Source organism: Paraburkholderia terrae, assembly GCF_002902925.1.
Taxonomy (GTDB): Bacteria; Pseudomonadota; Gammaproteobacteria; order Burkholderiales; family Burkholderiaceae; genus Paraburkholderia; species Paraburkholderia terrae.
In genome coordinates, this window is record NZ_CP026111.1 from 576,391 (window position 1) to 595,006 (window position 18,616).

Below are 18,616 nucleotides of genomic sequence, written 5' to 3' on the forward strand. Positions count from 1 at the left end.
GCTAAAAAAACTGTTTATTTCGCCCCCTTTGGAACATAATTTGAGGCAAACGGGAAAGGGAGACCGAAAATGAACGCGATCTCACTGGACGCCACCGATTGCCGTATCTTGACGGTGCTGCAGCACGAAGGACGAATCAGCAATCTGGATCTGGCGGAGCGCATCTCGCTTTCGCCGTCCGCGTGTCTACGACGTTTACGCCTGCTGGAAGAGCAGGGCGTGATCGAGCGTTACCGCGCGTGTCTGAACCGCGAAGTGCTGGGGTTCGAACTGGAAGCCTTCGTGCAGGTATCGATGCGCAACGACCAGGAGAACTGGCATGAGCGCTTCGCCGACGCGCTGCGCGACTGGCCGGAAGTGGTCGGCGCGTTCGTCGTGACGGGGGAGACGCATTATCTGCTGCGGGTGCTCGCCCACAATCTCAAGCACTATTCGGATTTCGTGCTCAGCCGGCTGTACAAGGCGCCGGGCGTATTGGACATCCGCTCGAATATCGTGCTGCAGACGCTGAAGGAAGATTCGGGCGTGCCCGTCGCACTGGTAGCGAGCTCGAAGGCGCAACAACCAGGCTAGCGGCGCCGAGGCGGGCGGAAAACCGCGCCTCTCGCCGCACGCAAAAGCGCCGGCCGGTCAGCCGAGCCGCTTCAGGCCATGAAAATCGCCGTTCTGGAACACGAGTGGTTCGGTTTCGCTGGCCTGATCGTGGACGCCGCAGCGCTCCACTTCACCGACAAAAATGACGTGATCGCCTTCGTCGTAGCGGCTGCGGTTATGGCATTCGAACCACGCGAGCGCGCCGTCGAGCACGGGCATGCCTGTGTCTCCCGCCGCATGCGACACCCCTTCGAAGCGGTCGCCCTTGACGGTCGCAAAGCGCTTGCACAGATCGAGCTGCGTCGAGGCCAGCACATTGACGACATAATGACTGTTCGAGCGGAACACGGGCATCGAGGCCGAGCGTGTCGCGAGACTCCACAGCACGAGCGGCGGCGCCAGCGAGACGGAATTGAATGAACTGGCCGTGATCCCGATCAACGCGCCCGACGGCGCGCGTGTCGTAATGACGGTGACGCCCGTCGCGAACTGGCTGAGCGCGCGGCGAAAAGCGCCGTTGTCGAAATTGGGCGGGTTGGCGTGCTTCATCGGCTGATGCATTCTGGCGAATGGACCGCTTGATGAAGCGACCAGAGGAAAAAAAACGGTTCGAAGGTCATGTAGAAATTCGGCGAATTGTCCCAATTTTAACTGCAATCGCAGAGAGCCAGGCGCGAGCGCGTGGCGGGACAAGGGCGGCCGCATGGTACGGATGGTGCGTGCGGGCTGCATGAATCCCGAAAAGGGCGGAGTATTGCGCCGGTCGGATGCGGTGAAGCATCGGGTGTCCACAGTGACTGCGGCGAGCCCAGCGCGTTTTGTCCGGAGGGCAAGCGTCGCGGCGAGCCAAATTCAAGGAGCGAGCATGAGTCAGTCAGTCGAGACCGCCACACTGGGCGGCGGGTGTTTCTGGTGTCTGGAGGCGGTGTATCTGGGCGTCGATGGGGTGACGTCGGTGGAATCGGGGTATGCGGGCGGTCAGGTCGACAATCCGTCGTACGAGCAGGTCTGCGACGGCGACACGGGGCACGCGGAAGTCGTCAACGTCGAGTTCGATCCGGCGCGCATCACCTACCGCGAGATCCTCGATATTTTCTTCGCGATCCATGATCCGACCCAGCTTAACCGCCAGGGAAACGATGTTGGCACGCAATACCGGTCGGTGATCTTCACCCACTCGGACGCGCAGCGCGACACGGCGTTGCAGGCGATCCGCGAGATCGGCGCCGAAGGCATCTATGACGGCCAGATCGTCACGCAGGTGCTGCCGCTGGACGGTAACTACTTTGCTGCCGAGGCGTATCACCAGAACTACTTCGCGCAGCATCCGGATCAGGGCTATTGCGCGTTCGTCGTCGCGCCGAAGGTGGCGAAGTTCCGGCAGAAGTTCGCGCATCGGATCAAGGCGGGCGCGTGAGCGCGGGCTGATCCTGGTGCATTGATGTAGCAGCTTGCGCGGCGCAGGTCCTACGCGGACTGCGCCGCGCTTTCTTTTTGTGCGCGGCGAAGCCGCTCGCACGCAGCCGCGATTTGCGCCGCGAGCTTCACGCAGGTCAGCGGCGCGGAGCCTTCGGCCTTGTTGTTCGCGGCGATCAGCACCGGCTGTCCCGCAATCGCGTAACGCGCGGCCAGCTCGGAGAGTGCGACGCGGGTGTCGGGGTCTTCGTCGACGAGTTTGTCGAACGGTTCGTACTTCGCTTTTGCCTGTTCGTACTTGAAACCGCCATGCAGGCTCCAGCGCACGATCAGCGGCCCCGACGGCGCTTCGTCTAGCAACGCAAGCGCGGCGGCCTGCCGCGACGGATCGGGCATCCGCGCGTGAATGCCGACGCAGTAGCGCACGCCCGTCGCCTTCAGCGCGCGAATCAGGCGCGGCGTCAGCATCGACGCATCGCGGATTTCGACGGCGTAGCAGGTATCGCCTTCGAGCGGCGGCAGCGCCGCCAGGAACGCCGTCAGCCGGTCGACGAAGAGGGCCGGCCGCGCGAGCATTTCATTGGGCAGCGGCGAGAACTGGAAAACGAGCGCGCCCGCTTTCGCGCCAAGCCCGTCGATGCACGGCCGCACGAATTCGTCGATCGCCAGTTGCGCGTTCAGAAAGCAGGGATTCTCCGACACCGGCTCGCCGCGTTCGGCGCGCACGGTTGCATCGGTGACGAGCGCGGGCGCCTTCACGATGAAGCGGAAATGGTCCGGCACCTGCTGCGCGTAACGCAGATAGTCGGTAAGCGTGAGCGGCGCGTAAAACGAGCGGTCGATGCTCACCGTGCGCAGCAGCGGATGCGCGCCATAGGCGCCGAGGCCGTCGCGCGAGAGCTTGCTGTTGCTGTAGTCGTCGCCGTAGACGATGCCTTTCCAGCCGGGAAAGGACCATGTCGAGGTGCCGAGATGCACTTGCGGCGGCAACTGGCTGGCGAGGTGAATGACTTCATCGGAAGGCGACGCGGCGAGAACATCGCGGGCGCGGCGCTTTTTCGGTGGCGCGTCGCTGGGCGCGGCAGCCGTTTCCGACGAGGCTTTGGGCGCGGAAGCTACGGCGACAGGCGCCTGCTCGACGTGATTGCCGAACATGTCGAGTTGCAGGGTGCCGTCGGGCGCTTCGGGTGCCGCTTCTTCTTCCATCGATCCGTTACGAGAGACATTGCGCTGACGCGGATGAATCACGCCGCTTCGGGCCAACCGTAGCGCGCGGCCCGAAGCGGTATCCAGCCCGCGATTTTACAGCGCCTTCTCGTACATGAAGCGGCGCGACCAGGGCAGCGTCGTCGCGCTGCGGCCCGCCTTGCGGCACACCACCTGATAGATCGACACGTCGTCGTTCTCGAACGCATACGCGCAGCCCGCGAGGTACACGCGCCAGATGCGGAATTTCTCGTCGTCGACGAGCGACCTCGCTTCTGCCGCTTTCGCCTCGAAGTTCTCGGCCCAGATGTCGAGCGTACGCGCGTAGTGGCGGCGCAGGCTTTCGATATCGAAAGCTTCAAGCCCGCCGCGCTGCATCGTTTCGAGCGCGAGGCTGATGTGCGGCAACTCGCCGTCGGGGAATACATATCTGTCGATGAACTCGCCGCCGCCGAGCGCCGTTTCGCCGCTGTCGTAATCCGTCGACGTGATGCCGTGATTCATCGCAATGCCGTCATCCGTGAGCAGGTCGTGGATCTTCTGGAAGTAGCCGGGCAGATTCTTGCGGCCGACATGCTCGAACATGCCGACGCTCGTGATGCGGTCGAACTGCCCCTGGACGTCGCGATAATCCTGCAGCCGGATTTCGATCTGGCCTTCGAGACCGGCTGCTTTCACGCGCTGCGTCGCGAGATCGAACTGGTTCTGCGACAGCGTCACGCCCACGCACTTCGCGCCGAACTTCTGCGCCGCGCGCAGCACGAGCGCGCCCCAGCCGCAGCCGATATCGAGCAGACGCTGGCCCGGCTGCACCTGGATCTTCGTCAGGATGTGATCGATCTTCTTGATCTGCGCGGTGGCGAGGTCTTCGTCGCCGTTCTCGAAATACGCGCACGAGTACACCATGTTCTCGTCGAGCCACAGCTTGTAGAACTCGTTCGAGACGTCGTAGTGATACTGGATCGCCTTCTTGTCCGACGTTTTCGTGTGATTGAAATAGCGTCGCACGCGCGCGAGCTTGCTCGCATTCGTCACCGTGCTTCGCGCCAGCGAATAGCTGATGTTGATGATGTCCGACAGCTTGCCTTCGATGTCGATCTTGCCCTTCACGTACGCCTCGCCCAGATTGTCCAGGCTCGGTTCGAGCAATAGCGGCAGCGCGGACGCGCTATTCACTTTCAGCGTGACCGCCGGCGCCGCGAACGTGCCGAAGTCATGCTGCTGGCCATCCCATAGCACCAGGCGCGCCGGGATATTGGCCTTCGTTTTTACTTCGTCTACCCACTGCGCCAGCTTCTTCTCCCAGAACATGTGATTTCTCCGTGTCCAATGAATCAAAGCAAAGCCTGCCGAACCACAGTGCGCAGCGCGCGAGCCGTCCTTGGCCGCGCTATTCGATGTCGAGCCGCGCGCACGCGATTCTGCCGTCCGCGCAACGCGTCATGCACTATGAGGCACGACGGGCCGCGCGCCGGTTTATCGATGTGTCAGGGCGACAGACGGGCGATCGTCCAGTCGGCGTTGCCGCTACGCGTGTAGAGCAGCCGGTCGTGCAGACGTGAAGGCCGTCCTTGCCAGAATTCAATCGCGTCGGGAATCAGGCGATAGCCGCCCCAGTGCGGGGGCCGGGGCGGATTGTCCCCGTATTGTGCAATGAATTCGCGTTCCCGCGCTTCCAAAGCGGCACGGCTTTCAATCACCTTGCTCTGCTCCGACGCCCATGCGCCGATGCGTGAGCCGACGGGACGCGATGCGAAGTACGTGTCGCTTTCTGCGTCGCTCGTCTTGACGACGGTGCCCTCGACGCGCACCTGGCGCTCGAGTTCGATCCAGTAGAAAAGGAGGCTTGCGTGTGGGTTCTGCGCGAGTTCGAGGCCCTTGCGGCTCTCGTAGTTCGTGAAGAACACGAACCCGCGCTCGTCGACAGCCTTGATCAGCACGATGCGCGCCGAAGGCCGGCCGCGCGGGTCGACCGTCGCAAGCGTCATCGTGTTCGGTTCGGGGAGTTGCGCGTCGATGGCCTGTTTGAACCATACGTCGAACTGACGGAACGGGTTCGGGTCGGCGTCGGCAATGTCCAGCGAACCGAGCGAATAGTTTTTGCGAAGGTCGGCAAGAGTGCTCATTTTTTTATGCAAGCGCTACAGTGTGGAACCAGTATAGCGAAGGACAAAGTTTTCTGCGTTGAGGCGTGTCGTGTGGGCCGCGCGTTGAAGCTGCTGACGCCGCAATCCGCGGGCGTGCGCCGGCGCGATCAGGCAAAATACAGGGTTGAAAGCATGCAGACATCCGCAGGATATCGCAATGCCGTAGTCCGAATCAGCGAAGCTACCCATCATGTCCACGCCTCTCGTCACCGAGCATTCCGATATTACTACCGACTCCAGCGCGCATGAAACCGCCGACCGCGCCCGGCGTTTCGGCGGCGTCGCGCGCCTGTACGGCGCGCCGGCGCTCGCCGCGTTCGAGCGCGCGCACGTTGCCGTGATCGGCATTGGCGGCGTCGGCTCGTGGGCGGCGGAAGCGCTCGCGCGCACGGCGATCGGCCGGATCACGCTGATCGATCTCGACAACGTCGCCGAGAGCAACACGAACCGGCAGATTCACGCGCTCGACGGCAACTACGGCAAGCCCAAGGTCGATGCGATGGCCGAGCGCATCCGGCTGATCGATCCGCAGTGCGATGTGCGCGTGATCGAAGATTTTATCGAACCGGGCAACTTCGATACGGTGCTGGGCGGCGGCTTCCACTACGTGGTCGATGCGATCGACAGCGTGCGCACGAAGACGGCGCTGATCGCATGGTGCGTCGAGCACAAGCAGCCGTTGATCACGGTCGGCGGCGCGGGCGGCCAGCTCGACCCCACCCGTATCCGTATCGACGATCTCGCGCAGACCATTCAGGACCCGCTGCTGTCGAAGGTGCGCGGCCAGTTGCGCAAGCAACATGGCTTTCCGCGTGGGCCGAAAGCGAAGTTCAAGGTGAGCGCGGTGTATTCGGACGAGCCGCTGATCTATCCGGAAGCGGCTGTCTGCGATATCGACGAAGAAGCCGAGCACGTCACGACGTCGCCCGGTCATCATGGTCCTGTTGGTCTGAATTGCGCGGGCTTTGGATCGAGCGTGTGCGTGACGGCGAGCTTCGGCTTTGCGGCCGTGGCGCATGTGCTACGCGCGCTGGCGAAGAGCGCGGCCTGAAGCGCGGCGGCGTACGCTTCTTCGCCTGAATGAAAAAACGCGGCACATGGCCGCGTTTTTTCATGGTCTAGCGAGAAGAACGATCAGTTCAACGACGCACTCAGCTTGCGGCGCCATTTCGCGACCAGTTCCGGCTGATGCGCGGCGAGATCGAACACGGACAACATCGTCTTGCGGCCGATGTCTTCGCGGAACGTGCGGTCACGCGTGACGATGGCAAGCAGATGCTCGAGCGCGGGGTCATACTTGCGCCGGGCAATGAGCGCGCTTGCCAGATCGAAGCGCGCTTCGAGGTCGTCGGGATTGTTTGCGACGGCGGCTTCGAGCGCATCCGTGGGCGGCAGGTCGGAGGCTGCGTCGACGGCATCGAGCCGCGTCTTGATCGCGTTGTAGCGCGCGTCGATGCCCTGCGTCGTTTTGGGCGACAGCAGATCGTTTTCCTTCTGCGCTTCTTCGGCGCGGTTGTCTTCTAGCAGCAGCTCCATCAGATCGAGCCGTGCTTCGTCGAAACCCGGGTCATAGGCGAGTGCGGCCTTGAGCGCGTCGTACGCATCCTCGCGGCGGCCTTCGGCGATCGCTGCGGCCGCTTCCGCGCGCGACGCTTCCGCGCCGTCCGGCACGAGGCGGTCGAGGAACTCGCGCAACTGGCCTTCCGGCAGCACGCCGATGAACTGATCGACGGGCCGTCCGTCCGCGAACGCGACGACGTGCGGAATGCTGCGCACCTGGAAATGCGCGGCCAGTTCCTGGTTTTCGTCGACATTCACCTTCACGAGCCGCCATTTGCCTTCGTACTCGGCTTCGAGCTTTTCGAGCATCGGGCCGAGCGTCTTGCACGGTCCGCACCACGGCGCCCAGAAGTCGACGAGTACGGGCGCGAGCATCGACGCGCTGATGACGTCCTTTTCGAAAGTGGCGAGGGTGGTGTCCATTGCTGTCTCTTCCTTGGATCGGTAGGCGAAGTAGTTGGGGGCGGCCTGAGTCGTTTCAATACAGGGCTTCATCGGCCCTTTCGCGCCGCTGCGCCGCTCCCCGCGGATGTCTGCCAGTCTAGCGCGGCTTGCGCTCGGGCAGCGGGATCCATTCGGTCTCGCCGGGCACCTTGCCCATTTCCTGGTTCGTCCACGCGAGCTTTGCCCGCTCGATCTTCTCGCGCGAACTCGCGACGAAATTCCATTCGATAAAGCGCTCGCCGTCCAGCTTCTCGCCGCCGAGCAGCATCACCGTCGCGCCTTTCGCGCTCGCGAGCGTCACGGTTTCGCCGGGCGTGAGCACGGCCATCGTCGCGACTTCGAGCGGTTCGCCATCGAGCGACAGGTCGCCGTCGACGAGATACACGCCGCGCTCGTCGTGCTCCGGTTCGAGCGCGAGCACGCTGCCGGGTGCGAAATGCGCGGCCGCATACAGCGTGCCGGAGAACGTGCGCGCCGGCGACGTCTGGCCGAACGACGTGCCCGCGATGATACGCAGCGTGACGCCGTTGCGTTCGATTTCCGGTAGCGTGGCACCCGCGTGATGTTCGAACGACGGCTCGGCGTCTTCGTCGGCGAGCGGCAGCGCGACCCAGGTCTGGATGCCGTGTACCGTCGAGCCATTCGTGCGGTCGGGTTCCGGCGTGCGCTCCGAGTGAACGATGCCGCGGCCCGCCGTCATCCAGTTGACGTCGCCGGGAACGATCTTCTGTTCGGAGCCGAGGCTGTCGCGATGCATGATCGCGCCTTCGAACAGATAGGTGACTGTAGCGAGTCCGATATGCGGATGCGGGCGTACGTCGAGCCCCGTGCCGGCAGGCAGCGTGGCGGGGCCCATGTGGTCGAAGAAGATGAACGGGCCGACGAGACGCGCGGCCATCGCGGGCAGCACGCGCCGCACGGCCAGATTGCCGATGTCGCGGACGTGGGGCTTCAGAACCGCTTTGATCGATGAGGACATGACGGGCTCGGTTGGTGGGGACAGGGTGGATCATTTTACTGCCCGTCCCCGTTGCATGTATCGAAGGGCTCGAGTCGTGGAAATATTCGCCTTGGGCGAAGCAGGCGATGCGTCCACCGCTGCTCGGCTACACTCTCATGCTCTGATACAGGCAAACACAGGAATGCAGATGTCACCAAAAGACCTGCTGCTGGCGCTGGTCGTCGTCGTTGCGTGGGGCGTGAACTTTGTTGTTATCAAGGTTGGGCTGCATGGTGTTCCGCCGATGCTGCTCGGCGCGCTGCGCTTCATGCTTGCCGCTTTTCCCGCTGTGTTCTTTATCAAACGGCCACAGATGCCGTGGCGCTGGCTCATCGCCTATGGCGCGACGATCTCGCTCGGGCAGTTCGCGTTTCTGTTTTCGGCGATGTATGTCGGTATGCCGGCTGGCCTTGCTTCTTTGGTGCTGCAGGCGCAGGCGTTCTTTACGCTCCTGTTTGCCGCGTTGTTTTTGCATGAGCGGTTTCGCTTGCAGAACGTGCTCGGGCTCGTTGTCGCGGCTATCGGGCTTGCTGTGATCGGTATGCAGGGCGGAGCCTCGATGACGCTTGCCGGGTTCATTCTCACGCTGTGCGCGGCTGTGATGTGGGCGCTCGGCAATATCGTCACCAAGAAAGTCGGTAAGGTCGATCTGGTGGGCCTCGTTGTGTGGGGTAGTTTGATTCCGCCTGTGCCGTTCTTCGTGCTGTCGTATCTGCTCGAGGGGCCGCAGCGGATCGGGGCTGCACTGACGGGCATCGGCGCTTCGTCCGTGTTCGCGATCGTTTATCTCGCGTTTGTTGCTACGCTGGTTGGGTATGGGCTATGGAGCCGGCTGCTGTCGAGATATCCGGCCGGGCAGGTTGCGCCGTTTTCGTTGCTCGTGCCGATTGTGGGGCTGGCGTCGGCGTCGCTGTTTCTTGGAGAGTCGTTGTCGGGTGCGCAGGTTGGTGGTGCGGTTTTGGTGATGGTGGGGCTTGCTGTGAATGTGTTTGGCGGGTGGGTCGTGGAGAGGTTTTCTCTCGCGAGGTGATGGTTTTTTTGTGTCTGCGACGCTGGGTGGTTTGCTGGTGTTTGCGCTGGCATCCGCGATTCGTTAGCGTGCTTCACGCGTCGCCCCTGTGCGGGGCGGCACCTACTTTTCTTTGCCGCCGTGTATGGACCGGGGACATGGGTAACGGGTGTGCGGGGACATGGGTAACACTCTGGGCGAACCATTCGCCCGGAGCCGCTCATGTCCTGGAACCCGAGAAACACCATGAACCTCCGTCTGGAATTCGTTGAACTCGCCTCGCAGGAAGGCGCCAACCGGCGTGCACTGTGCAGGCGCTTCGGGATCAGTCCCAAGACCGGTTATAAGTGGCTGGCGCGTCACGCGCAGGGTGGCGACGCCGCGCTGGCCGATCGTTCGCGTCGCCCGCAGCAGAGCCCGGGGCGCACGGCATCGCAGCTCGAACAGGACGTCATTGCCCTGCGACAGGCGCATCCGGCCTGGGGTGGGCGCAAGATCGGCCAGCGCCTGCGTGATCAGGGCCATGTCGGGGTGCCCGCGCCCAGCACCATTACTGACATCCTCCACCGTCACGGCCTGATCAGCCCCGAGGCCTCCGATGCCGCCACGCCCTGGCAGCGTTTCGAGCACGCGCAGCCCAACGATCTCTGGCAAATGGATTTCAAGGGCTGGTTTGAGTTGCAGGACGGTCGACGCTGCTCGCCGCTGACGGTACTGGACGATCATTCACGCTTTAGTCTTGTGCTCGATGCCTGTGGCAAGACTGATACCCGCATCGTGCTCACTCATTTGCGGCAGACCTTCCGTCGCTACGGTCTGCCGTCGCGCATCAACGCGGACAACGGTTCGCCGTGGGGCAGTCCAAGCCAGCCGGGACAGCTTACCGCGCTGGGAGTCTGGCTTGTTCGTCTGGGCGTGCGACTGTCCCACAGCCGCCCGTTGCATCCGCAAACCAATGGCAAGGACGAACGGTTTCACCGTACCTTGAAGGCGGAAGTCCTCAATGGCCAGCACTTCCGTACCCTGCGCAACGCGCAGAACGCATTCGATGCATGGCGCACCGTCTATAACCATCAGCGTCCGCATCAGGCCTTGGGCATGGCCACGCCAGCTACCCGATATCGCGTCAGTGCGCGGACCTATCCCGAGAAACTGCCGCCTATCGAATACGGCAGCAACGACACGGTTGTGCGCGTGGGATGCAATGGCGAGGTGCGCTTCAGGTCACGACATTTCAAGGTATCAAATGCCCTGCACAACATGCCCATTGCCATGCGGCCACATGCAGGTCTCGAGAACGGCTATGACGTGTATTTCATGCATCACCGACTGACAACCATCAACCTGGATGAGCCAGAATGAACGGACAAGGTGTTACCCATGTCCCCGCACACCCGTTACCCATGTCCCCGGTCCATACACCGCCGCAAAGAAAAGTAGGCAAAAGAAAGCGGCTAACACCGCCAACATTTCTTCCCGCCTGAGGGACCCCAACCGGTCCCTCACTTCACGCGGCAACTTCTCGATTCAAGTTCGTTGCCAGCGCTCTTGCAGTGCGCCTCACCCGCTTCACGCTCCTGCACTACAGCGCGCCGTGCCAGATATTCCACGGCCGCCCAGGTGGCAAACTGTGTGTCGGCCCAAGTGCTCCACACGCCTCACTTCAGACCGATAGCGCACACGTCCCACCCTGTAAGAGCGCCAAGTTATACGACGCGACAACCTACACACAGTTTGCCACCTGGGCTGCAGAAACCATTCGCTGCCGCTCGCACGTGCGCGGGTGTTTGAAGTGGGTGAGGCGTTCATTCGAAGCGTTGGCAACGAGCACCGACCAAGGCACTGTCATGTGAAGCGTGGGGACGTTGGGGGCCCGTGGGTAAGAACAAGAGCTGGCGGTGTGAGCCGCTTTCTTTTGCCTACTTTTCTTTGCGGCGGCAAAGAAAAGTAGGTGCCGCCCCGCACAGGGGCAACGCTTGAAGCGCGAAGACATCACGCGGATGCCAGCGAAAAGGCAAACTTACCGGGGCTTGAAGCACGAAGGCAAAACGCGGATGCCATCGCAAAGCCAAACCAAACCACCCAGCGTCGCAGACAAAACCAAAAACCCAGATCAAGTCATCCGATTCTTAGCCAGCGGCGGATTAGCCGCAAAATACCGCTTAATCCCGGTCATGATCGCGCTAGCCATCTTCTCCCGATAAGCATCATCATTCAGCCGACGCTCCTCATCCGGGTTACTGATAAAAGCGGTCTCAACAAGAATCGACGGAATATCAGGCGCCTTCAGCACGGCAAAGCCAGCCTGCTCAACAGACCCCTTATGCAACCTGTTGATCCCGCCAATCTCCTTCAGCACAAAATTGCCATACCTCATCGAATCGCGAATCTGCGCCGTCGTCGACATATCGAACAACGCGCGATTCACGCTCGCATCGGCGGACTTGATGTTGATACCGCCAATCTGATCCGACGAGTTCTCCTTGTTCGCCATCCAGCGCGCGGCCGCGCTCGACGCCCCATGCTCCGACAGCGCGAACACCGACGAGCCACTCGCCTCCGGCGTAGTAAACGCATCCGCGTGAATCGACACAAACAGATCCGCGCCGACTCGCCGCGCCTTCTGCACACGCACGTTCAGCGGCACGAAGAAGTCGGCGTCGCGCGTCATCATCGCGCGCATGTTCGGTTGCGCATCGATCTTCGCGCGTAACTTCTTCGCGATGTCGAGCGCGACGTGCTTCTCATACGTGCCGCTGCCGCCAATCGCACCCGGGTCCTCTCCGCCGTGGCCCGGATCGATCGCGACCGTCAGCAGGCGCACCGTGTTGCTGCTCTTCTTCGGATTGGTGAACTTGTAGGCGTCGTCGCCGCTGTCGCCGTCGCTATCCGTATCGGCGTCGTTGTTGCGCGCGATGACGGGCGGGACAGGCGTCGGCGCGGGCTTCGAAGGCACATGCGGCGTGGGCGCCGGCGCTGCATGGACGGGCGGACGCGGCGCGGGTGAGGGCGACGAAGGCGCGTTGTTCTGCGCGTACTTCTCGAAGAACGCGTCGGTGTTGTCGGCGGGCGGCGCGGACGGGCCGCTCAACGTCGCAGCGGGCGGCGCGGTGTTCGGCGCGGCGTTGTCATCCAGTTGCTGTTGCTTGCGCTCCGACTGCGCGAGCAGTTCCATCAGCGGATCGGGCGCGATGGCGGGATACAGGTCGAACACCAGACGATACTTGTACGTGCCCACGGGCGGCAGCGTGAACACCTGCGGCTTCACCGAGCCCTTGAGGTCGAACACCATCCGCACGACGTGCGGCTGATACTGCCCGACTCGCACGGATTGAATCTGCGGATCGTTCGGCGCAATCTTCGAGACGAGGTCCCGCAACGCCTGGTCGAGGTCGAGACCGTTCAGATCGACCACCAGCCGGTCGGGCCCTTGCAGCAACTGCTGCGTGTTCTGCAGCGGCTGGTCGGACTCGATGGTCACGCGCGTGTAGTCGCGCGCGGGCCACACACGCACGCCCAGCACCGACTGCGCCCACGCCAGACGCGGCGCGACAAGCCCGAGGACGAGCGTGGAAGCGCCCGCGCGAAGAATCTGCCGGCGGCGCCAGTTGTGCGTCGCGGTGGCCGCCGATTCGATCGAGCGGAACGGTTTGATCAACATCTTTCGAGACATGCCTTTCCTGGTTCGCTATACGCCCGGGCGATCAGCATCCGGCCATCGCCGTCGACGTCGAGCGAGAAGACGAGATCCGGCACGCCCAGCAGACTGCCCGCGCGTTCCGGCCATTCGACGAGGCAGATAGCGCCGCTGTCGAAGTATTCGCGAAAGCCTGCGTCGGCCCATTCGGCCGGATCGGTGAAACGGTAGAGATCGAAGTGATATAGCTCGAGTTCCCCATCCGGCCGTTCGACCGCATAAGGTTCGACGAGCGTATAGGTCGGGCTGCGTACGCGGCCCGCGTGTCCGAGCGCGCGCAACGTGGCGCGCACGAGTGTCGTTTTGCCGGCGCCCAGGTCGCCGTGCAACTGCACCTGGAGGCCGTTGAATCCGTCATGGACCGTCGCGCTGGCTTCGCTGCGCACGCCGTCGATCGCATGCGCGAAGCGCTCGCCGAATGCCATCGTCGCGGCTTCGTCCGCGAGCGCAAACTGGCGCTCGAGCAGGACAGCGGCGGAAGGTCGATTTGCGGGACCGGTGTGATCGGGCATTCTCGTAAAATGACGTAATGAACCAAGGCCAGCAGCATTCCATGTCGGACCCACATCGCGATCCCCATTCGCCGCTCGAAACGACGAATGATGAAGCACCCGTCACGCGTCGCCATGATGATGCGCAACTGGCTGCGCTTGCTTCGCGTATCAAGGACTGGGGACGCGAACTGGGTTTCGGCGCGGTCGGCATCAGCGATATCGATCTGTCGCACGCTGAAGCGGGCCTTGCAGCCTGGCTCGACGCGGGTTGCCACGGCGAGATGGATTATATGGCCAAACATGGGATGAAACGTGCGCGGCCAGCCGAGCTTGTGGCCGGCACGCGACGCGTGATCTCGGTTCGCATGGCTTATTTGCCGGCTTCTTCAGGGGCGCGAAAGGGCGATGAAAGTGCCGTCGCCGACGTTCAACACGATTGGCGTCTCGACGAACGCGCGCGTCTCCAAGACCCGGCAGCGGCCGTCGTGTCGATCTACGCGCGGGGCCGCGACTATCACAAGGTCATGCGCAACCGCTTGCAGCAACTGGCCGAGCGGATCGAGGCGGAGATCGGGCCGTATGGCTATCGCGTGTTCACCGATTCGGCGCCCGTGCTCGAAGTCGAGCTTGCGCAAAAGGCGGGCACGGGCTGGCGCGGCAAGCACACGCTGCTGCTGCAGCGGGATGCGGGGTCGCTGTTCTTCCTCGGTGAAATCTTCGTCGACGTGCCATTGCCGACAGATGCCGAAACATCGCCCGAAAGCGCGCCCGAAACTCCCGGCGCGCATTGCGGCAGTTGCACGCGCTGCATCGGCGCATGTCCGACGGGGGCGATCGTCGCGCCTTATCAGGTCGATGCGCGGCGCTGCATCTCCTATCTGACGATCGAACTGAAGGGCAGTATTCCCCAAGACTTGCGGCCGCTGATCGGCAATCGTGTGTATGGCTGCGACGATTGCCAGCTCGTGTGTCCGTGGAACAAGTTCGCGCAAGCCGCGCCCGTCGCCGATTTCGATGTGCGTCACGGGCTGGATCGCGCGTCGCTGGTCGAGTTGTTCGGCTGGAGCGCCAGCGACTTCGACACGCGCATGCAAGGCAGCGCGATCCGCCGGATCGGCTACGAGTGCTGGCTGCGCAATCTCGCCGTCGGCATGGGCAACGCGCTGCGCGCCGCGCGCGATACGCTTTCCGCCGATGCCCGCGCGGCCATCGTCGACGCGCTGCGCCAGCGTGCCGACGATCCCTCGCCGCTCGTGCGCGAGCATGTCGAGTGGGCGCTGGAAGCGGCGTGAGCGCGCCGTTCGAATGAGAGGAGTGAACACATCATGTTCAACGCAGTGATCGATGCACCGTTCGGCAAGATCGGCGTGCGCCTGGAAGGAGAGGCGGTGCGCGAGATCGTCTATCTGCCCGACTCGGTGCCCAACGTCGAGCCGGATTCGGCGCTCGCGAAGCAGGCCGTCGAGCAGATCGAACAGTACCTGCAACATGCGTCGGCCAGCTTCGATCTGCCGCTCGCCGACGTCGGTACGCCGTTCCAGCGGCGCGTGTGGAAAGCGATCAGCGAGATCCCGCCCGGCGTCGTAATGACCTACGGGCAACTGGCGAAGCAGATCGGCAGCGTGCCGCGCGCGGTGGGCCAGGCATGCGGATCGAACTTCTTTCCGATCGTGATTCCGTGTCACCGCGTGGTCGGCGCGGGCGGCATCGGCGGCTTTGCGCATACGGGCGGCGACGGCTACTATCGCAACGTCAAACGCTGGCTACTCAAACACGAGGGCGTACCTTACGCATGACTGATGTGCTGACCGGAGACGCGCAGCCCGCGTCGCCTTTGCTGCTGACGAGCGGCGCGTCGATCGACGCCTTCTGCGACGCGCTGTGGCTCGAACATGGCCTCGCGCGCAACACGCTCGACGCGTACCGGCGCGACTTGCGGCTGTTCTCCGAATGGCTCGCAAGCGCGCGCGACACGTCGCTCGACACGGCAAGCGAAGCCGATCTGACGGCATACAGCGCCGCACGGTCGGCCGACAAGTCGACCTCGGCGAACCGGCGTCTCTCCGTATTTCGACGTTATTACGCATGGGCCGTGCGCGAGCATCGGGCATCGGCAGACCCGACATTGCGTATCCGCTCGGCCAAACAGCCGCCGCGTTTTCCGTCGACGCTGACGGAAGCGCAGGTCGAAGCGCTGCTCGGCGCGCCCGACGTGACGACGCCGTTGGGCCTGCGCGATCGCACGATGCTGGAGCTGATGTACGCAAGCGGCTTGCGGGTCAGCGAACTGGTCACGCTGAAGACCGTGGAAGTGGGCCTGAACGAAGGCGTCGTGCGCGTGATGGGCAAGGGCTCGAAAGAGCGGATGATTCCGTTCGGCGAAGAGGCGCATGGCTGGATCGAGCGGTATCTGCGCGAGTCGCGCCCGGCGTTGCTGGGCCAGCGTGCCGCCGACGCGCTATTCGTCACTGCGCGTGCCGAAGGCATGACGCGCCAGCAGTTCTGGAACATCATCAAGCGCCACGCGATGACGGCGCATGTCCACGCGCCGCTGTCGCCGCACACGCTGCGCCACGCGTTCGCGACGCATCTGCTGAACCACGGCGCGGACCTGCGCGTCGTACAGCTGCTGCTCGGCCACACCGATATCTCGACGACGCAGATCTACACGCACGTCGCGCGCGAGCGGCTCAGGACGCTGCACGCCGCGCATCACCCGCGCGGCTGAGTTTCTGCCTCGTTTGCGCGCGGCTCAGGCGAGATCGCGCAAGCGGTGCTTGAGAATCTTGCCCGTCGATGCCGCCGGCAATGCCGCGAGCACCTTGATTTCGGCGGGCCGCTTGTAGGGCGCGAGGCGCGCTTCGCACCATGCGGCGAGATCGGCGGGCGTGGCCTTGGCGCCGCCCGTCAGTTCGACGAACGCGACGACTTCCTCGTTACCCTCGACCGCCCGCCCGATCACCGCCGACTGCACGACATCGGGATGCGCATTCAGCACGTGCTCGACCTCGGCCGGGTACACGTTGAAGCCCGAGCGGATGATCAGCTCCTTGCTGCGCCCGGCGATATGCAGCGCGCCGTCCGCGTCCTGGCGTGCGAGATCGCCTGTCTTGAGCCAGCCGTCCACGGTGACGGCCGCCTGCGTCTGCTGCGGATTACGGTAATAGCCGAGCATCACGTTCGGCCCGCGCACCCACAGTTCGCCGACTTCGCCTTGCGTGACGTCGGCGCCGTCCAGTCCGACGAAGCGCACATCGATGCCAGGAATTGCCTGGCCGACAGAACAGTCGGTTCGGGGCGCTTCGATCATCGTTTGGGAAACGGTCGGACTGCTTTCGGTCATCCCATAGCCGTTGTGCAGCGCGACGCCATACACGCTTTCGACTCGTGACTTCAATGCGGCGTCGAGCGGCGAGCCGCCGGAGTAGGCGAAGCGCAGGCGCGGCGCGGACCACGGCAAGCGTTGCGCCTGCAGGTATTCGAGCAGCTTCGCGTGCATCGCGGGCACGCCCTGGAGGATCGACACCCGTTCTTCGGCGAGCGCGCGGCGCACGGCATCCGGCACGAAGCGCGGCGCGAGCCTGAGCGTCGCGCCCGCATACAGGCTGCCGAGACACACCGACGCCAGGCCGTACACGTGAGAGACAGGCAGCACCGCATAGACGACGTCGTCGGCATTGACGCGCCGCAGCGTGCTAGACATCGCCGCGATGAACAGCAGATTGCGGTGCGACAGCATCACGCCTTTGGGTGAGCCCGTCGTGCCCGTCGTGTAGATCAGCGCGGCGCATTGGCGGTCGCTGGCGGTTTCGACGGGTTCCACTTGCGCTTTATCGTCGAGCGCGTACGACCATCCGCCGATGTCCACCGCGATCTGGCGGGCCGGCTGGGCGCCGTGGCGCTCGGCGTGCTGCCGCGCATCGGGCGATGCATCGACGGCATATGCGACCAGACGGGGTTGCGCGTGCGCACGGATCGTATCGAGTTCCGCCGCCGACAGCCGCGCGTTCGACACCAGCGCCCATGCATCGAGTTTCGCGGCCGCGAACAGCAGTACGATCTGCACGACGCTGTTCTCGGCGACGATCATCACGCGGTCGCCAGCGCGCATGCCTTGTGCGGCGAGCAAGGCGGCGACGGCATCGACGGCTTCGGCGAGTTGCGCGCGCGTCAGATGCCGGTCGTCTTCGATCAACGCGGGATGCTGTGGGGCGCGCGCGGCGATGAGCGCCGGAATATCGGCGATGCGTTCGGGGAGCGCGGCGAGAAGCGCCGCAACATCGACGTGCTGCGCGCCGGCCGGCGAGTACTGGGCTGAATTCAACGATGTCTCCTTTGTCGACGGGAGTTAGCGCTTTAGCGCTTACTCCCGTCCCATGCAAAGCACGCGATCTCGACGCGAGTGGCTGTTGCGTTCCATTGCGCCAGAACAGTTCCGAACGATCGTGCCATAGCCTCGGAGCACGCACAATTGGCCGTTCGGCCAATGGTCGACGTGTCGCGCGGCCATTACAATGCGCCGATGAGCAAATCCAGACACGTTTCCGAGACCCCCGCCACGCAGTTCCTGCGTCGCCACAAGGTCGAGTTCGGCGAGCATCCGTACGACTACGTCGACCACGGCGGCACGGCCGAATCGGCGCGGCAGTTGGGTGTCGACGAGCATCAGGTCGTCAAGACGCTGGTGATGGAAGACGAAAGCGCGAAGCCGCTGATCGTGCTGATGCACGGCGACCGCACCGTGTCGACCAAGAACCTCGCGCGTCAGATCGGCGCGAAGCGTGTCGAGCCGTGCAAGCCGGAAGTGGCGAGCCGTCATTCGGGGTACATGATCGGCGGCACGTCGCCGTTCGGCACGAAGAAGGCGATGCCCGTGTACGTCGAATCGACCATACTCGAACTCGACAGGATTTTCATCAACGGCGGCCGGCGCGGCTTTCTGGTCAGCATCGAGCCCGCCGTGGTGACGTCGCTGCTGGCTGCGAAGCCGGTGCAATGCGCGATCGTCGAATGACGCGCGCTGTCGTTGTACTGGCCTGTGGAAGCAAC

Annotated in this window: 18 protein-coding genes; 9 read left to right on the plus strand and 9 right to left on the minus strand. The window is 63.6% G+C overall.

The features are described from left to right. Positions 1 to 69: 69 nt before the first annotated feature. The gene (locus C2L65_RS02580) at positions 70 to 573 is read left to right on the plus strand and encodes an Lrp/AsnC family transcriptional regulator (protein ID WP_042316716.1); all 504 of its coding nucleotides are present in this window, start codon (positions 70 to 72) and stop codon (positions 571 to 573) included. Positions 574 to 630: 57 nt separating this feature from the next. Here C2L65_RS02580 and C2L65_RS02585 read toward each other — a convergent pair whose 3' ends face one another. Further along, the gene (locus C2L65_RS02585; protein WP_007578904.1) at positions 631 to 1,143 is read right to left on the minus strand and encodes a flavin reductase family protein; all 513 of its coding nucleotides are present in this window, start codon (positions 1,141 to 1,143) and stop codon (positions 631 to 633) included. A gap of 316 nt (positions 1,144 to 1,459) precedes the next feature. On the opposite strand from C2L65_RS02585, the gene msrA reads away from it, so the two are divergent. Continuing rightward, positions 1,460 to 2,011, plus strand: coding sequence for a peptide-methionine (S)-S-oxide reductase MsrA (gene msrA / locus C2L65_RS02590; RefSeq protein ID WP_007578901.1), 552 nt, complete (start codon positions 1,460 to 1,462; stop codon positions 2,009 to 2,011). Between the two features lie 50 nt (positions 2,012 to 2,061). Here msrA and C2L65_RS02595 read toward each other — a convergent pair whose 3' ends face one another. The 3 genes from C2L65_RS02595 to pdxH all read right to left on the minus strand — a co-directional run bounded on the left by C2L65_RS02595 (position 2,062) and on the right by pdxH (position 5,342). After that, a complete protein-coding gene (locus tag C2L65_RS02595; RefSeq protein WP_042316714.1) occupies positions 2,062 to 3,216 on the minus strand; it encodes a DUF72 domain-containing protein in 1,155 nt (384 codons plus the stop codon). A 96-nt stretch (positions 3,217 to 3,312) separates the two neighbouring features. Further along, on the minus strand, positions 3,313 to 4,527 hold the full coding sequence (locus tag C2L65_RS02600) for an SAM-dependent methyltransferase (RefSeq protein WP_042316712.1): 1,215 nt from the start codon (positions 4,525 to 4,527) through the stop codon (positions 3,313 to 3,315). 176 nt (positions 4,528 to 4,703) lie between these two features. Continuing rightward, positions 4,704 to 5,342, minus strand: a complete 639-nt coding sequence (gene pdxH / locus C2L65_RS02605; RefSeq protein WP_042316710.1) for a pyridoxamine 5'-phosphate oxidase — start codon at positions 5,340 to 5,342, stop codon at positions 4,704 to 4,706. Between the two features lie 211 nt (positions 5,343 to 5,553). Between pdxH and tcdA the strand changes: the two genes are divergently transcribed. Further along, on the plus strand, positions 5,554 to 6,414 hold the full coding sequence (gene tcdA, locus C2L65_RS02610) for a tRNA cyclic N6-threonylcarbamoyladenosine(37) synthase TcdA (RefSeq protein WP_042316707.1): 861 nt from the start codon (positions 5,554 to 5,556) through the stop codon (positions 6,412 to 6,414). 83 nt (positions 6,415 to 6,497) lie between these two features. Here tcdA and trxA read toward each other — a convergent pair whose 3' ends face one another. Then, positions 6,498 to 7,346: a thioredoxin gene (trxA, locus tag C2L65_RS02615; protein ID WP_042316706.1), complete on the minus strand. Its 849-nt coding sequence runs from the start codon at positions 7,344 to 7,346 to the stop codon at positions 6,498 to 6,500. A 118-nt stretch (positions 7,347 to 7,464) separates the two neighbouring features. Next, positions 7,465 to 8,346, minus strand: a complete 882-nt coding sequence (locus tag C2L65_RS02620; protein ID WP_042316704.1) for a pirin family protein — start codon at positions 8,344 to 8,346, stop codon at positions 7,465 to 7,467. Positions 8,347 to 8,515: 169 nt separating this feature from the next. Between C2L65_RS02620 and C2L65_RS02625 the strand changes: the two genes are divergently transcribed. Both C2L65_RS02625 and C2L65_RS02630 read left to right on the plus strand, forming a co-directional pair. Continuing rightward, entirely contained in the window at positions 8,516 to 9,397 is an 882-nt protein-coding gene (locus tag C2L65_RS02625; protein WP_042316725.1) for an EamA family transporter, read from the plus strand. Between the two features lie 201 nt (positions 9,398 to 9,598). Next, a complete protein-coding gene (locus C2L65_RS02630; protein WP_103254506.1) occupies positions 9,599 to 10,738 on the plus strand; it encodes an IS481 family transposase in 1,140 nt (379 codons plus the stop codon). 751 nt (positions 10,739 to 11,489) lie between these two features. Here C2L65_RS02630 and C2L65_RS02635 read toward each other — a convergent pair. Then, a complete protein-coding gene (locus tag C2L65_RS02635) occupies positions 11,490 to 13,049 on the minus strand; it encodes an N-acetylmuramoyl-L-alanine amidase (RefSeq protein ID WP_042312592.1) in 1,560 nt (519 codons plus the stop codon). Continuing rightward, positions 13,031 to 13,585: a tRNA (adenosine(37)-N6)-threonylcarbamoyltransferase complex ATPase subunit type 1 TsaE gene (tsaE, locus tag C2L65_RS02640; protein ID WP_042312590.1), complete on the minus strand. Its 555-nt coding sequence runs from the start codon at positions 13,583 to 13,585 to the stop codon at positions 13,031 to 13,033. The genes C2L65_RS02635 and tsaE overlap by 19 nt, the downstream gene beginning before the upstream one ends. A gap of 41 nt (positions 13,586 to 13,626) precedes the next feature. Between tsaE and queG the strand changes: the two genes are divergently transcribed. From queG to xerD, 3 genes are read left to right on the plus strand one after another with little or no spacing between them, the layout of a single operon-like run. After that, the gene (gene queG, locus C2L65_RS02645) at positions 13,627 to 14,859 is read left to right on the plus strand and encodes a tRNA epoxyqueuosine(34) reductase QueG (RefSeq protein WP_427910148.1); all 1,233 of its coding nucleotides are present in this window, start codon (positions 13,627 to 13,629) and stop codon (positions 14,857 to 14,859) included. A 33-nt stretch (positions 14,860 to 14,892) separates the two neighbouring features. After that, positions 14,893 to 15,363: a methylated-DNA--[protein]-cysteine S-methyltransferase gene (locus tag C2L65_RS02650; protein ID WP_042312584.1), complete on the plus strand. Its 471-nt coding sequence runs from the start codon at positions 14,893 to 14,895 to the stop codon at positions 15,361 to 15,363. Then, positions 15,360 to 16,295, plus strand: coding sequence for a site-specific tyrosine recombinase XerD (gene xerD, locus C2L65_RS02655; protein ID WP_042312581.1), 936 nt, complete (start codon positions 15,360 to 15,362; stop codon positions 16,293 to 16,295). The genes C2L65_RS02650 and xerD overlap by 4 nt, the downstream gene beginning before the upstream one ends. A gap of 24 nt (positions 16,296 to 16,319) precedes the next feature. Here the strand turns inward: xerD and C2L65_RS02660 are convergent, their stop codons facing one another. Beyond that, a complete protein-coding gene (locus C2L65_RS02660; RefSeq protein ID WP_042312578.1) occupies positions 16,320 to 17,891 on the minus strand; it encodes a class I adenylate-forming enzyme family protein in 1,572 nt (523 codons plus the stop codon). A 198-nt stretch (positions 17,892 to 18,089) separates the two neighbouring features. Here C2L65_RS02660 and ybaK point away from each other — a divergent pair, with 198 nt between their 5' ends. After that, entirely contained in the window at positions 18,090 to 18,581 is a 492-nt protein-coding gene (ybaK, locus tag C2L65_RS02665; RefSeq protein ID WP_042312649.1) for a Cys-tRNA(Pro) deacylase, read from the plus strand. Positions 18,582 to 18,616 lie beyond the last annotated feature (35 nt).

What these genes read in the sequence shown, in the direction of transcription:
- C2L65_RS02620 (WP_042316704.1), bottom strand. Translation starts at nt 8,346, where the DNA reads ATGTCCTCATCGATCAAAGCGGTTCTGAAGCCCCACGTCCGCGACATC.
- C2L65_RS02585 (WP_007578904.1), bottom strand. Translation starts at nt 1,143, where the DNA reads ATGAAGCACGCCAACCCGCCCAATTTCGACAACGGCGCTTTTCGCCGC.
- C2L65_RS02650 (WP_042312584.1), top strand. Translation starts at nt 14,893, where the DNA reads ATGTTCAACGCAGTGATCGATGCACCGTTCGGCAAGATCGGCGTGCGC.
- trxA (WP_042316706.1), bottom strand. Translation starts at nt 7,346, where the DNA reads ATGGACACCACCCTCGCCACTTTCGAAAAGGACGTCATCAGCGCGTCG.
- C2L65_RS02625 (WP_042316725.1), top strand. Translation starts at nt 8,516, where the DNA reads ATGTCACCAAAAGACCTGCTGCTGGCGCTGGTCGTCGTCGTTGCGTGG.
- pdxH (WP_042316710.1), bottom strand. Translation starts at nt 5,342, where the DNA reads ATGAGCACTCTTGCCGACCTTCGCAAAAACTATTCGCTCGGTTCGCTG.
- msrA (WP_007578901.1), top strand. Translation starts at nt 1,460, where the DNA reads ATGAGTCAGTCAGTCGAGACCGCCACACTGGGCGGCGGGTGTTTCTGG.
- C2L65_RS02630 (WP_103254506.1), top strand. Translation starts at nt 9,599, where the DNA reads ATGTCCTGGAACCCGAGAAACACCATGAACCTCCGTCTGGAATTCGTT.
- C2L65_RS02635 (WP_042312592.1), bottom strand. Translation starts at nt 13,049, where the DNA reads ATGTCTCGAAAGATGTTGATCAAACCGTTCCGCTCGATCGAATCGGCG.
- queG (WP_427910148.1), top strand. Translation starts at nt 13,627, where the DNA reads ATGTCGGACCCACATCGCGATCCCCATTCGCCGCTCGAAACGACGAAT.
- C2L65_RS02600 (WP_042316712.1), bottom strand. Translation starts at nt 4,527, where the DNA reads ATGTTCTGGGAGAAGAAGCTGGCGCAGTGGGTAGACGAAGTAAAAACG.
- tsaE (WP_042312590.1), bottom strand. Translation starts at nt 13,585, where the DNA reads ATGCCCGATCACACCGGTCCCGCAAATCGACCTTCCGCCGCTGTCCTG.
- ybaK (WP_042312649.1), top strand. Translation starts at nt 18,090, where the DNA reads ATGAGCAAATCCAGACACGTTTCCGAGACCCCCGCCACGCAGTTCCTG.
- C2L65_RS02595 (WP_042316714.1), bottom strand. Translation starts at nt 3,216, where the DNA reads ATGGAAGAAGAAGCGGCACCCGAAGCGCCCGACGGCACCCTGCAACTC.
- C2L65_RS02580 (WP_042316716.1), top strand. Translation starts at nt 70, where the DNA reads ATGAACGCGATCTCACTGGACGCCACCGATTGCCGTATCTTGACGGTG.
- tcdA (WP_042316707.1), top strand. Translation starts at nt 5,554, where the DNA reads ATGTCCACGCCTCTCGTCACCGAGCATTCCGATATTACTACCGACTCC.
- xerD (WP_042312581.1), top strand. Translation starts at nt 15,360, where the DNA reads ATGACTGATGTGCTGACCGGAGACGCGCAGCCCGCGTCGCCTTTGCTG.